The sequence below is a fragment of the Alishewanella tabrizica genome (assembly GCF_014652375.1).
Classification (GTDB): domain Bacteria; phylum Pseudomonadota; class Gammaproteobacteria; order Enterobacterales; family Alteromonadaceae; genus Alishewanella; species Alishewanella tabrizica.
This window is the reverse complement of record NZ_BMYR01000012.1, coordinates 63,786-76,496: the sequence shown is the minus strand read 5'-3', so window position 1 is coordinate 76,496 and position 12,711 is coordinate 63,786. Positions and strand designations below refer to the sequence as shown.

Here is a 12,711-nt window from a genome sequence, read left to right as displayed (position 1 = left end):
TAGCATGAACGCATTTAGACAACAAGCGCTAGAGGTTTTGCGAATAGAGGCTAACGCCATAACGCAACTTGAGCAGTTTTTAAATGAGGATTTTGAACGTGCATGCACTCTGATTTTGCAAAATCCTGGAAAAGTTATTGTAAGCGGTATTGGTAAATCAGGTCATATTGCCAACAAAATCGCGGCGACGCTGGCCTCTACAGGAACACCGGCTTTTTTTGTGCACCCTGGGGAAGCAAGCCATGGTGATTTGGGCATGCTGTCTCAAGGCGATGTCGTCATCGCTATCTCCAATTCTGGTGAAACCAGTGAATTGCTTACCATTGTGCCAGTCATTAAACGTATGGGGCTTACGCTGATTGCGATGACAGGTAATCCCACTTCTACCTTGGCCCAGTTAGCCGATGTGCATATTTGTGTAAGCGTACCACAAGAAGCCTGCCCGCTTGGCTTAGCCCCTACTGCCAGCACCACCGCCACCCTTGCCATGGGTGATGCCCTCGCGGTTGCCGTATTAGATGCCAGAGGCTTTTCAGCGGATGATTTTGCCCTATCACATCCTGGCGGTAGCTTAGGTCGTAAACTGTTATTGCGGCTTGAAGATATCATGCATAAACCGCCCTTAGTGCCCATTGTGCACCGGCAAGCAAGTATAAAAGATGCGTTACTGGAGATATCGCGAAAAGGATTGGGTATGACCACGGTGATCAACGACAACGGCAGTTTAGCCGGTATTTTTACCGACGGTGATTTACGACGCATTTTGGATCAACGATTAGATATTCACAGCACCGCCATTGAACACGTGATGACCGTAAAATGCATTACAGCAAAAGCCGATATGCTCGCAGCAGAAGCCCTCAATATTATGCAGCAAAAAAAAATTAATGGTCTGATTATCTTAAATAGCCAATCAGAGCCAATTGGCGCAATGAATATGCATGATTTACTGCGTGCAGGAGTGCTTTAGTATGCTGCTTTATCAACAGTTGTATCAAGCCATATCTGCCGACATTGCATCACGTGCCGCTAAGATAAAATTACTTATTTGTGATGTTGATGGGGTATTTTCGGATGGCCGGATATACTTAGGTAATCAAGGCGAAGAGTTAAAAGCATTTCATACGCGTGATGGGTACGGTATTAAAGCCTTACGCCAAGCCAACATTGAGGTCGCGGTGATTACTGGCCGAACCTCATCATTGGTTGAGCAACGGATGCGAGCATTGACCGTACCCTATATTTTTCAAGGGCAAGAAAACAAAACCGCGGCATTTAAAGAGTTGCTGCAACAATTGCAACTTAGCGCCGACCACGTTGCCTATATTGGTGATGATCTTGCCGATTGGGAAGTCATGCAACATTGCGGTTTAGCCATAGCCGTGCAAGATGCCCATCCTTATTTGCAACAGTATGCCCATTTAAAAACCTCGTTACCTGGTGGCTTTGGTGCTGTGCGTGAGATATGCGATTTACTGTTGATTGCTCAGGGGAAATTTATGCAATTTTCGGGTAGCAGCACATGAGAAAATTTTTGGTGTTATCGGTTTGCGCACTGGTGATGTTTGCCGCCTACCTTTGGTTTCGACCACAAGACGCCCTAACAGATATCCAAGCTGATCGTGAATTTCAACCAGATTACATTGCTGAAAATGTTACCTTGCGTATTTATGACAAAGACGGCTATATTGCCGATCACGTTAGAGCAAGCAAGCTGGAGCATTTTGAACAGCTTGGGTTTACTCAGTTCGCCGCGCCGCGTTATACCTTGTTTAATGCAGAACACATGCCGGCCTGGGAAATCAGTAGTTTGCATGCGGTGTGGTTTCCAGAGGATAAAATTATTTTGGAACAACAGGTCGTATTACAGAATCTACTGGCAAACGAGCTGATTAAACAAATCGATACTGAATCATTACAACTGTTATTACCCGAAAAGAAAATTCAAACTCATGAAGCCGTCGCGATTACAGGCCAAGGATTTTCTATTAAGGGTATTGGTTTAGAAGCACGGCTTGCAGATAAACACTTGCTGTTAAATCGGCACTTGGAGACTATTTATCATAATGAACAATAAATTATGGCTTAGCGTGCTATTTTTTGCCACGAGCACACTGCACGCAGCACCGGCAGATTTCACGCAACCAATTGATGTGCAAGCAGACTTCTGGGAAGCCTCTATTCAAAACAACATTTCTATCTATCGTGAAAATGTTGAAGTTCGTCAAGGCACCATGCTGATCACAGCCTTGAGATTAGAAGCTAATGCTAGCGCGGGTAGCGGCAACGAAGTCCTTATTGCGACGGGTACGCCAGCAACCTATAGTCAAACCTTGGAAGATGGCAAAGAAGTAAAAGCCCAAGCCAATGAGATACGCTATGAACTGGCAAGCCGCACGCTAACCTTAACCGGTAATGCCGAAATGAGCCAAAGTGGCAGTTTAGTGCAAGGTGCCGTCATTCGTTATAATATTGCTTCGCAGCAAATTAGTGCTGAAAGTGAAAAAAACCGTCGCGTAACCACCATTTTCACGCCTGAAGTCAAGGAAAACCCATGAAGTTAGTGGTGTCGCATTTGGCAAAAAGTTACAAAGGGCGCCAAGTTGTCAAAGATGTCAGTCTAGACGTTAATGCCGGGCAAATCGTGGGCTTGCTTGGCCCCAATGGTGCCGGTAAAACGACCACATTTTACATGATTGTTGGGCTGGTGCCCTCTGATAAGGGAACCATCACCTTAAACGACCAAGATATTACGTTTGCCCCTATGCATCAGCGTGCGCGAGCTGGAATCGGCTATTTACCCCAAGAAAGCTCGATTTTTCGTAAACTGACCGTACACGACAATTTGTTAGCTATTTTGCAAACCCGCAAAGATTTAACCCCCCAGCGCCGTTTGGAAATTGCCGACGACTTGCTGGAAGAGTTTCACATTGGTCATATCAAAAACAGTTTAGGCATGGCGTTATCGGGTGGCGAAAGACGCCGCGTAGAAATTGCTCGGGCGTTGGCTGCAAATCCTGCCTTTATCTTATTGGATGAGCCATTTGCGGGTGTTGATCCCATTTCAGTATTAGACATCAAAAAAATTATTCAACATCTTTGTCAGCGCGGCATCGGTGTACTCATTACCGATCATAATGTGCGCGAGACACTGGACGTGTGTGAAATAGCGTATATTGTTAGCCATGGTGAGTTAATTGCCGCTGGATCACCACAAGATGTTCTGGCAAATCAACAAGTGCGTGATGTATACCTAGGTGAGCAATTCAGGCTATAGTAAGGAAAGCAGAACGCTACTGCGTATCCGGGAGAGAATAACACTTACATGAAGCCTTCTTTACAACTTCGCTTAGGACAACAGCTAACAATGACGCCGCAATTACAGCAGGCGATCCGCTTGTTGCAGCTGTCAACGATAGAACTTCAGCAAGAAATTCAGGAGGCACTGGATGCCAATCCTTTGCTAGAAGGGGATGATGACTTTGATACTGCGCCTGATCATGATCCTAGCTTGTCTAATATCAACCGTGAACCTGTCGACGACTCGTCAAACCCAACAGATGATTACAACGATCCGGTAGAACGCGACACTAGCGATGAAATGACCGAGCAAAATATTCAGGAAGATCTACCGCTAGATAACAACTGGGATGATTTAGTCAGCGCCGCCCCAGTAAGTAATGGGAATTTGCCTGATGAAGACATGATTTATCAGGGCGAGACCAGCGAAACCTTACAAGATTATTTGCGTTGGCAAATGCAACTTACGCCTTTTTCCGAAACCGATCGCGCTATCGCAGAAATCATTATTGAAGCCATTGATGAAAGTGGCTTGCTAACCATTAGTTGTCAGGACATTTTAGATTCGCTAGATATTGCTGATATCGAAGCAGACGAAGTTGAAGCAGTAATTAAACGTATCCAGTTATTCGATCCTGTTGGCGTCGGCGCGCGCTCTGTAAAAGAGTGTTTGCTAGTGCAATTGCGCCAGTTTTCTGAGGACACCCCTTATTTAACCGAAGCAAGACAACTGATTAGCGAGTATACCGAATTTTTAGCGAATCGGGACTTTCGTTCTTTGCTACGTGTGACTAAACTGAAAGAAGAAGAATTAAAAGAAGTGATGCGGCTGATTCATAGCCTTAATCCGCGCCCTGGTGCTGACGTGATTAAGCAAGAGCAGCAATACGTGATCCCTGATGTAACCGTTACTAAAGTTAAAGGGCGTTGGCAAGTCGAATTAAATCCCGATGCTATGCCCAAAATAAGAATTAATCAGCAGTATGCGGCCATGTCAAGAAATGCAAAAAACAGTGCCGATACCCAATTTATACGTTCGCACTTGCAAGAGGCAAAGTGGTTTCTTAAAAGCTTAGAGAGCCGTAACGAAACCTTATTAAAAGTCGCTAACTGTATTGTACAACAGCAACAAGCGTTTTTTGAACATGGTGAAGAAGCCATGAAACCCATGGTACTAAACGATGTAGCCGAGATGGTAAGCATGCATGAGTCAACCATTTCACGGGTAACGACACAAAAATATATGCATACACCTCGGGGGATTTTTGAACTTAAGTTCTTTTTTTCCAGTCATGTAAGTACAGAGAGTGGTGGTGAATGTTCCTCTACCGCTATTCGTGCCTTTATTAAAAAATTGGTTTCGGCAGAAAATCCGGCTAAACCATTAAGCGACAGCAAGATGGCAGAAATATTGTCAGAACAAGGTATTAACGTGGCAAGGCGCACCATTGCTAAGTACCGTGAATCCTTATTCATTCCGCCGTCAAATCAACGAAAGACCCTGTTGTAAGGGCCTTAATAAGAAGGAAGAGTCTATGCAAATCAATTTAACGGGCCGTCATATCGAAATCACTGAAGCCTTAAAAGATTATGTCGACAGCAAATTCTCAAAGTTGGAGCGCCATTTTGACAATATTAATAATGTACATGTCATCCTAAACGTGGAAAAATTGAAACAAATTGCAGAAGCCAAAATAAACCTGAGTGGGGGTGAGGTTTTTGCCATGTCTGAAGACGAAAATATGTATGCGGCCATCGACCAATTAATTGATAAACTCGATCGGCAGGTTATTAAACACAAAGAAAAGTTGTCGCGACACTAACTCATCATGATAAATTTAAGCGCTATGCTCGCGGAGAACTGCACGAAAAGTGCAGTTCTTTTTAATAGTAAAAAACGAATCCTTGAGTACATAGCTGAGTTAGCCCATCAGCGTTTACCCGAGATGTCTGAATACAGTATTTTAGAAGCCCTGATGACCCGAGAAAAATTGGGTTCAACCGGTATCGGTGGTGGCATTGCTATCCCTCATGGCAAATTAGACTGTGTTAAAAGCCCGCTCCTCATTTTTGTTGTCAGTAAAGATCCTATCCCTTTTGATGCTATAGACAATCAAGCGGTTGATATTTTCTGTGCCATTTTAATTCCAAAAGAGCAGTGTCAAACGCATTTAGCTACCTTATCGGGTATTGCAAAATTACTCAGCCAAAAAGAACTCACAAAAAAATTACGGCATGCCTCATCAGATGAGCAGCTGTATGCGTTATTAATGGATTACAGTAAGCTGGCAGGTGAACAATGAAATTACTGGTCGTCAGTGGTCGCTCAGGCTCTGGCAAATCAGTGGCCCTGAGGGTCATGGAGGATTTGGGGTATTATTGCGTTGACAATATTCCGGTTAATTTACTGCCTACACTTGCCAATGCGGTAATTGGTCAATACGAGCGCGTTGCAGTAAGTATTGATGTGCGTAATTTACCCAGCGATCCTGATGAGCTTTCTGAAATCTTAGCTTATCTGCCGCGCAAGTTAGAATTGACCATTTTATACCTCGATGCGGACCATACAACATTAATAAAACGTTTTAGCGAAACACGACGCCTCCATCCGCTATCACATCAAGCCATGTCGTTAGATGAAGCGATTTCACGTGAGCAACAATTGCTTGATCCTATCTCGAGTCGGGCCGATTTATATATTGATACCACCGAGATGAATGTTCATCAATTAGCTGAGCAGTTACGCGAGCGGATCCTTGGCCAAAAAACAGGGCGTTTAGTCATGCTATTTGAATCTTTTGGATTTAAATACGGTATCCCTAAAGATGCTGACTATGTGTTTGATGCACGATTTTTACCCAATCCGCATTGGGAGCCTGATTTGAAGCCCCTCACTGGCTTAGACCAACCGGTAAAAGATTATTTGGCTTCACAAGCGGTTGTTGCCAAATACATTTGGCAAATCAATAGTTTTGTAAGCAGTTGGTTACCCCATCTAGAACGGAATAACCGGAGCTATCTCACCATTGCCATCGGTTGTACTGGCGGTCAACATCGCTCGGTGTATATTGCTGAGAGCTTGGCTGAAAGCTATCGTAGCCAACGCGAAGATGTACAAATTCGCCATCGGGAATTGGTAAGACACCATGGCCGCTAAACTGTCTGCGCAAGTGACCATTATTAATCAGCTTGGCCTTCATGCCAGAGCGGCAACAAAACTAGTGCAGCTGACACAGCAGTTTAACGCACAAGTGCAACTAGTGCAGGACGATGGTAAAAGTGCCGATGCGGGTAGCGTATTGGCCTTACTAATGTTAGCCAGCAGCAAAGGAAAAACCCTCACGGTAACCACTGAGGGGGAGGATGCAGCTGACGCTTTGCAGGCCGTTATTGAACTGATTAACACTGGTTTTAACGAGCTTTAACCCGATTTTCCGGCCATTAAGGCCGGTTTTCATTTATTTTCCCCCTCGAATCTGCTAAGGTCTTGCCAAATTTTGGTATTTTTAGTTCAAAATGAATAGCTTGAACTAGGGCCTGTTAACCTTATTGAATTGAGAAACTGCTGTTACAACCATAGAATTCTAAATGCAGTGATATTCCGCAATTACAGGCTATTTTACATAGGAGTAGCGCATGTTATATGTGGTATTAAGTCTGTTTGTCCTCGCGTGTTTCGCACCGTTGTTGCATCGCACTTTCGGTCGCCACAGTGGTAATGTGTTTGCTATATTACCTGCCGTATTATTTGCCTATTTTATCTCGTATCTCCCGCTAATCAGTCAAGGTGAGTTGATTACGCAGCGCTGGCTGTGGTTCCCAGGGATGAATATTCATCTCAGCTTTTTACTAGATGGCTTATCCGTATTGTTCGCCTTACTGATCACCGGTATAGGGAGCTTTATTCTTCTTTATGCTAATCGCTACTTAGCGGGACATCCGGCGCTGGGTCGCTTCTTTTTGTTCCTGTTAATCTTTATGGGCGCCATGTTAGGCCTCGTACTTTCAGATAACCTTATCACGCTGTTTGTCTTTTGGGAGCTAACAACTGTCAGCTCGTTTATGCTAATTGGCTTTAATCATGAAGAAGCAGAATCTCGACAAAAGGCACATCAAGGCTTAATGGTTACCGTCATTGGTGGTTTAGCCCTGATGACTGGCTTTATTATGGTAGGCTTTGCCGCGGGCAGTTATGAACTGTCCGACATTTTACAACAAGATTTAACCGCGCATACATTGTATATACCGATGATCGTTTTGATTCTATTAGGTGCATTTACAAAATCTGCGCAAACCCCCTTTCACTTTTGGCTACCCAACGCCATGGCAGCGCCTACCCCAGTTAGTGCTTACTTACACTCGGCAACGATGGTAAAAGCCGGTATTTATTTACTGGCACGGTTACAACCTACTCTAGGCGATAGTGCCGCATGGATGCTTACCCTAAGCGCCGTTGGTGCGGTTACCATGTTAACGGGTATTGTCTTAGCCAGCCGTGCTACGGGCGTAAAAAAAGTACTCGCCTACTCTACTGTCATGGCTCTTGGCACCCTAACGATGTTATTAGGCTTAGGTACCGAAAAAGCCGCGCTTGCCGCAGTCACCTTCTTATTTGCCCATGCCTTGTACAAAGGGGCGCTATTTATGATTGCAGGTATACTGGATCATGAAGCCGGTATTAAGGACTTATTAAAGGCGTCAGGCTTACGACATAAGATGCCTAAAACCTGCGCGGTGGCGATTATTGCTGCGTTATCGTTGGCGGGTGTGATCCCATTGTTTGGTTTTGTCGCTAAAGAATTGTTGTTAGAGGCCGTGTTAAATGGCTCACACTGGCAAATCTCCCTGATCATTGCTACGGTGATAGCTAACATCTTTGTGGTATTAGTGGCAGCCTTGCTAGCAATCAAACCCTGGTTTGGCGCTAGTTTACCCACACCCAAAGCCGCGCATGATCCAGGTATCGCCATGCTGTTAGGGCCTACCGTATTAGCCACGTTGAGCTTACTGTTTGGCTTGTTTCCATTTATTGCCGATAAATGGCTGTTGCAGGCCGCGGCCAAGGCGGTTTTTGGCGGTGAAATCACAACGTACTTAGCACTTTGGCATGGTATCAATTTACCCTTACTACTGAGTGTGATCAGTTTAACATGCGGCCTGTTGCTTTACAGCCAATGGGCACGGTGGCGTCAGCTAACGCAAGGGCTAGAACGGTTAAGCTTTTTGGGACCAGAAGCACTGTACAACAAAATGATGGCTGGCTTAGTGGCCTTTGCTGCATGGCAAACCCACGTTTTACAAAACGGCTATTTGCGTAATTATTTGCTGACTACGATTGCGACCATGCTCCTTTTGGTTGGCTGGGCGATGCTTCGATTAGATAACTTCCACTTAAATCTTAACTTCCAAGATGTAAAGATTCAGGAAGCGACGGTATTCCTGATCTTGTTAGTAACAATACTTAGCGCCGTATTAGTGAAATCATTTTTGGCTGCGTTAGCCTTATTAGGCGCTTTAGGGTTTGCCGTTGCCTTAATTTATGTCTTTTTTAGCGCAGTAGATGTTGGGATCACGCAGGTATTGGTGGAGACCATTACCGTACTGTTACTGGTATTAGTGCTATACCGCTTACCCGAGTTTAGAAAACTATCCTCTAACGCTAACCGCGCACGTGATGCCATTATCGCTATCAGTAGTGGTGCAATGATTACCCTACTGATTTTGCTTGTCACCAGTGCCCGTTCAATGGAAGGCATTTCGAGCTTTTTCATTGAGAAAAGTGTCCCAGAAGGCTTTGGTAGAAACGTGGTCAACGTAATTCTTGTTGATTTTAGAGCCCTAGATACCTTAGGAGAGATTTTTGTGTTAGCACTGGTAGCGATTGGTATTTATGCCATGGTGCATTTACGTACTGGTTCTAAACCGGTAACCAATGCCGACAAGCGCCTAACCAGCGAGCTAAAAATAGCTGCCACGTCAAAAGGAGATGCGCAATGAGCCGTCAATTTAATATGCGATCGTTGATTTTAAGCACCGGCACAACGATTATTTTGCCTCTACTTTTGTTGTTTTCATTGTTCTTATTATTACGAGGTCATAATGAACCTGGTGGTGGTTTTATTGGTGGACTTGTTGCAGCCGCAGCCATAGCGTTAAAACTGTTTGCCGACGATTATCCCTCGGCTAAAAGTTTATTACGCGTACATCCCTTACAAATCGTTGGGGTGGGATTAGCCATTGCTGCGCTCTCGTCTTTACCCTCACTATTTGTTGGAGAAAACTTTTTTACCGCACAGTGGTGGACCCTATACCTACCAATCTTCGGCCCTTTGAAACTTAGCACCCCCTTATTTTTTGATATTGGCGTTTACCTGTGTGTCATTGGCACCGTGTTAACGGCTATTTTTACTTTAGTAGAGGCAGAACACTAATGACCTCCTTAATGGCTATTTTAATTGGCTGCTTATATGCTGCCGCTATTTATATGATGCTAAGACGCTCCATGGTGAAACTGTTAATTGGGCTTATTCTGCTCTCTAACGCCGCTAACTTATTAATCTTTACCGTAGCAGGTTTAGAACGTGGCGTTCCGCCACTTATCACAGAGGGCGCCCAAACCATTACAGGAGCCTCTGCAGATCCTTTAGCTCAAGCACTTATTTTAACGGCAATCGTCATCGCTTTTGGTGTGTTGGCCTTCGCTGTTGTCTTACTGCATCGGGCGTATGAAGTGATCAGAACCGATGATATGAACGAAATGAAAGGGACTGATTAATGGATATGTCAGTGTTAATTGCTCTCCCGGTCATCATCCCATTGATTGTTGGTGCGTTGTCGTTAGTGGTGTTAAAAAATCATGGCGCGCAACGTCTACTTGGCATACTTGGCACCGGCGCGGTACTGATTGCTGCGATTTTGTTGCTCTGGCAAACCCGTCTAAACGGTATCAAAGTGTTAGAGGTAGGTTCATGGCCTGCACCTTTTGGCATTGTGCTGGTTTCAGATTTACTCGGTGCCATCATGGTGCTATTAGCGGCCATTACAGGGTTTGCTACCGCCATATACAGCTTAAAAACCGTACGTAAACGTTTTGAGCGGTTTGGGTATTATCCTTTGTTGCATTTATTACTGGCAGGGGTCAATGGCGCGTTTTTAACCGGTGATATTTTTAATCTCTATGTCTGGTTTGAAGTTCTGTTGGTTGCCTCTTTTGCCTTATTGATTCAAGGGGGTGAGCGTGCCCAAATGGAAGGGGCGATTAAGTACGTTACGCTTAACTTGTTATCTTCGGCATTATTCCTTACCGCGATCGGCTTACTGTATGGCATGGTAGGCTCGTTAAATATGGCCGATATCGCAGTACGATTAACCGCCGTTGAAGATCCCAAAATGGTCACGCTTATCGCGATGTTATTCTTAATCGCGTTTTCGATAAAAGCCGCAGCCTTTCCATTATTCTTCTGGTTACCCGCGTCTTATCATACGCCGCAAGTGGCTGTATCAGCGATTTTCGCCGGCTTACTCACCAAAGTAGGCGTGTATGCACTTTATCGTGTATTCAGTTTAATGTTTACTGCCGAAGTAGATTTTACCCACCAAGTCATCCTTTGGATGGCGGTATTTACCATGTTAACGGGTGTACTTGGGGCGGCATCACAGTTCGAAGTTAGGCGTATTTTGAGCTTTCATATTGTCAGCCAGATCGGCTATATGATGCTCGCACTGGCGCTATTTACCCCATTAGCCTTAATTGGTGGTGTGTTTTACATCATGCATCACATTATTGTGAAGGCTAATTTATTCTTTATTGCCGGTATGATGTATCGCTTAGGCGGCAGCTTTGAACTAAAAGAGCTTGGCGGCTTATATAAAAAGCATCCCGGCTTAGCTGTATTATTCCTTATCCCTGCCTTCTCACTCGCAGGCGTACCACCGCTTTCAGGCTTTTTTGCCAAATTCATTTTAATCAAAGCAGGCGTTGAGGCAGAAGCGTGGTGGGCAGTTGCAGTAGCGTTATTTGTTGGCTTGTTTACGCTATTTTCGATGATAAAAATTTGGAATGAGGCCTTTTGGAAAAAAGCCCCTGAACCCGCGATAGAGATCCCTGCCCCAGTTCGCAATAAAGCGCTGTACTGGACAACCGGTATTTTAGCCAGCATGACCATTGCCATTGGCCTATTTGCCCAGCCAATTTATGTCCTAGCAGAAATGGCTGCAAACCAGTTACTTAATCCACAACTCTATATTGACGCCGTGCTAGGTGGAGGCAAATTATGAATCCGTTATTAGCCAATTTAGTACTGGCCATGATATGGGCCGCTCTCACAGACAGCATGAATGGCGTTGGTTTATTGGTCGGCTATATTATTTCTTATCTGGTGATTATTTTTACCTTTAAAAATCAACCTGAAGTACGTAAGTATCGCTTGCAGGTTCCTCGGCTACTTAATTTTATGCTGTTTTTTACCAAAGAATTAATTATGGCTAACTTGAAAGTGGCCTGGGATGTGTTAACCCCAACGAATTTAATGAAACCTGGTGTAATTTCAATGCCTTTACGGGCAGAAACAGATATGGAAATCACCTTAGTCGCCAATGCAATTTCGTTAACGCCGGGCTCGTTAAGTTTAGATGTGTCTAGCGATCGAACGGTGCTCTATGTTCATGTAATGTATCTTTATGATGAAGAGCAGGTGTTAGCCGATTTAAAACGAATGGAAACCAAGATTTTGCGAGTAATGAGATGAATAGCATTCTAGATTACGCCTTACTTGGCGGTTTTAGCATTTTAAGTGTAGCACTGTTACTCTCTATGGTGCGTTTATTAAAGGGACCTAGCTTACCCGATCGTGTGGTCGCATTAGAACTTATTGCGTCTATTACCGTTGGGCTAATTGGCTTATATGCGATCCGAAGCGGTAAAGATGCTTACATCGATGTGACCATGGTGTTGGCTCTCACTGCATTTTTAGCCGCAATTGGCTTTGCCCGTTACTTAGAAAAAGGAGGTAATCGCGATGATCACTGAGCTATTATCGGCTGTTTTTTTACTGGCTGGTTGTTTCTTTATGCTGGTTGCAGCCCTAGGGGTATTTCGTATGCCCGATTTACTGACAAGAATGCATGCGACTACAAAATCTGGCGTATTGGGTGCAGGCTTGATCATGGTCGCTGCCATGCTATTTTTTAGTGAAAGCAGTGTCACGCTTAAAGCGTTGGCCGTGATGGCATTTACCACATTAACATCGCCCATAGCAGCACATACTATTGGTCGCGCAGGCTATTTTATTGGTGTACCGTTATGGCACAAAACGGTAAAAGATGAGCTGAAAGGACGTTATGATGAAGAAAATCATGTATTAAATAGCAGCAATCAACCGCCCAAAGATCCTAAGAATAACGTAAAATGAC

At 44.4% G+C, this 12,711-nt stretch carries 17 protein-coding genes; all 17 read left to right on the top strand.

All coding sequences use genetic code 11. The annotated features are described in order from the left end of the window. Window positions 1-4 precede the first annotated feature (4 nt). The 17 genes from IE070_RS14070 to mnhG all read left to right on the top strand — a co-directional run bounded on the left by IE070_RS14070 (window position 5) and on the right by mnhG (window position 12,710). On the top strand, window positions 5-970 hold the full coding sequence (locus IE070_RS14070; RefSeq protein WP_189483832.1) for a KpsF/GutQ family sugar-phosphate isomerase: 966 nt from the start codon (window positions 5-7) through the stop codon (window positions 968-970). 4 nt (window positions 971-974) lie between these two features. After that, a complete protein-coding gene (kdsC, locus tag IE070_RS14065; protein WP_229797078.1) occupies window positions 975-1,526 on the top strand; it encodes a 3-deoxy-manno-octulosonate-8-phosphatase KdsC in 552 nt (183 codons plus the stop codon). After that, complete coding sequence (gene lptC, locus IE070_RS14060) at window positions 1,523-2,077, top strand: LPS export ABC transporter periplasmic protein LptC (protein WP_189483830.1); 555 nt, start codon at window positions 1,523-1,525, stop codon at window positions 2,075-2,077. The genes kdsC and lptC overlap by 4 nt, the downstream gene beginning before the upstream one ends. Beyond that, the gene (gene lptA, locus IE070_RS14055; protein ID WP_189483829.1) at window positions 2,067-2,558 is read left to right on the top strand and encodes a lipopolysaccharide transport periplasmic protein LptA; all 492 of its coding nucleotides are present in this window, start codon (window positions 2,067-2,069) and stop codon (window positions 2,556-2,558) included. Before lptC ends, lptA begins: the two co-directional genes overlap by 11 nt. Further along, window positions 2,555-3,277 (top strand): LPS export ABC transporter ATP-binding protein, encoded by a 723-nt coding sequence (gene lptB, locus IE070_RS14050; RefSeq protein ID WP_189483828.1) that lies wholly within the window; start codon window positions 2,555-2,557, stop codon window positions 3,275-3,277. Before lptA ends, lptB begins: the two co-directional genes overlap by 4 nt. 48 nt (window positions 3,278-3,325) lie before the next feature. After that, window positions 3,326-4,810: an RNA polymerase factor sigma-54 gene (locus IE070_RS14045; protein ID WP_189483827.1), complete on the top strand. Its 1,485-nt coding sequence runs from the start codon at window positions 3,326-3,328 to the stop codon at window positions 4,808-4,810. A gap of 25 nt (window positions 4,811-4,835) precedes the next feature. Then, the gene (gene hpf / locus IE070_RS14040) at window positions 4,836-5,123 is read left to right on the top strand and encodes a ribosome hibernation promoting factor (RefSeq protein ID WP_189483826.1); all 288 of its coding nucleotides are present in this window, start codon (window positions 4,836-4,838) and stop codon (window positions 5,121-5,123) included. 6 nt (window positions 5,124-5,129) lie between these two features. Continuing rightward, window positions 5,130-5,603 (top strand): PTS IIA-like nitrogen regulatory protein PtsN, encoded by a 474-nt coding sequence (ptsN, locus tag IE070_RS14035; RefSeq protein WP_189483825.1) that lies wholly within the window; start codon window positions 5,130-5,132, stop codon window positions 5,601-5,603. Beyond that, complete coding sequence (rapZ, locus tag IE070_RS14030; RefSeq protein WP_189483824.1) at window positions 5,600-6,457, top strand: RNase adapter RapZ; 858 nt, start codon at window positions 5,600-5,602, stop codon at window positions 6,455-6,457. Before ptsN ends, rapZ begins: the two co-directional genes overlap by 4 nt. Further along, window positions 6,447-6,725, top strand: coding sequence for an HPr family phosphocarrier protein (locus tag IE070_RS14025; protein ID WP_189483823.1), 279 nt, complete (start codon window positions 6,447-6,449; stop codon window positions 6,723-6,725). Before rapZ ends, IE070_RS14025 begins: the two co-directional genes overlap by 11 nt. A 211-nt stretch (window positions 6,726-6,936) precedes the next feature. After that, the gene (locus IE070_RS14020; protein ID WP_189483822.1) at window positions 6,937-9,297 is read left to right on the top strand and encodes a putative monovalent cation/H+ antiporter subunit A; all 2,361 of its coding nucleotides are present in this window, start codon (window positions 6,937-6,939) and stop codon (window positions 9,295-9,297) included. Then, a complete protein-coding gene (locus IE070_RS14015) occupies window positions 9,294-9,731 on the top strand; it encodes a Na+/H+ antiporter subunit B (protein WP_189483821.1) in 438 nt (145 codons plus the stop codon). The genes IE070_RS14020 and IE070_RS14015 overlap by 4 nt, the downstream gene beginning before the upstream one ends. Then, complete coding sequence (locus IE070_RS14010) at window positions 9,731-10,075, top strand: Na+/H+ antiporter subunit C (protein WP_189483820.1); 345 nt, start codon at window positions 9,731-9,733, stop codon at window positions 10,073-10,075. Before IE070_RS14015 ends, IE070_RS14010 begins: the two co-directional genes overlap by 1 nt. Then, window positions 10,075-11,577, top strand: a complete 1,503-nt coding sequence (locus IE070_RS14005) for a Na+/H+ antiporter subunit D (RefSeq protein ID WP_229797074.1) — start codon at window positions 10,075-10,077, stop codon at window positions 11,575-11,577. Before IE070_RS14010 ends, IE070_RS14005 begins: the two co-directional genes overlap by 1 nt. Further along, on the top strand, window positions 11,574-12,047 hold the full coding sequence (locus IE070_RS14000; protein ID WP_189483819.1) for a Na+/H+ antiporter subunit E: 474 nt from the start codon (window positions 11,574-11,576) through the stop codon (window positions 12,045-12,047). The genes IE070_RS14005 and IE070_RS14000 overlap by 4 nt, the downstream gene beginning before the upstream one ends. Further along, complete coding sequence (locus IE070_RS13995) at window positions 12,044-12,328, top strand: MrpF/PhaF family protein (RefSeq protein ID WP_189483818.1); 285 nt, start codon at window positions 12,044-12,046, stop codon at window positions 12,326-12,328. The genes IE070_RS14000 and IE070_RS13995 overlap by 4 nt, the downstream gene beginning before the upstream one ends. Next, window positions 12,318-12,710 carry a monovalent cation/H(+) antiporter subunit G gene (gene mnhG / locus IE070_RS13990; protein ID WP_189483817.1) on the top strand — a complete coding sequence of 131 codons (393 nt, stop codon included), beginning with the start codon at window positions 12,318-12,320 and terminating at the stop codon, window positions 12,708-12,710. The genes IE070_RS13995 and mnhG overlap by 11 nt, the downstream gene beginning before the upstream one ends. Window position 12,711 lies beyond the last annotated feature (1 nt).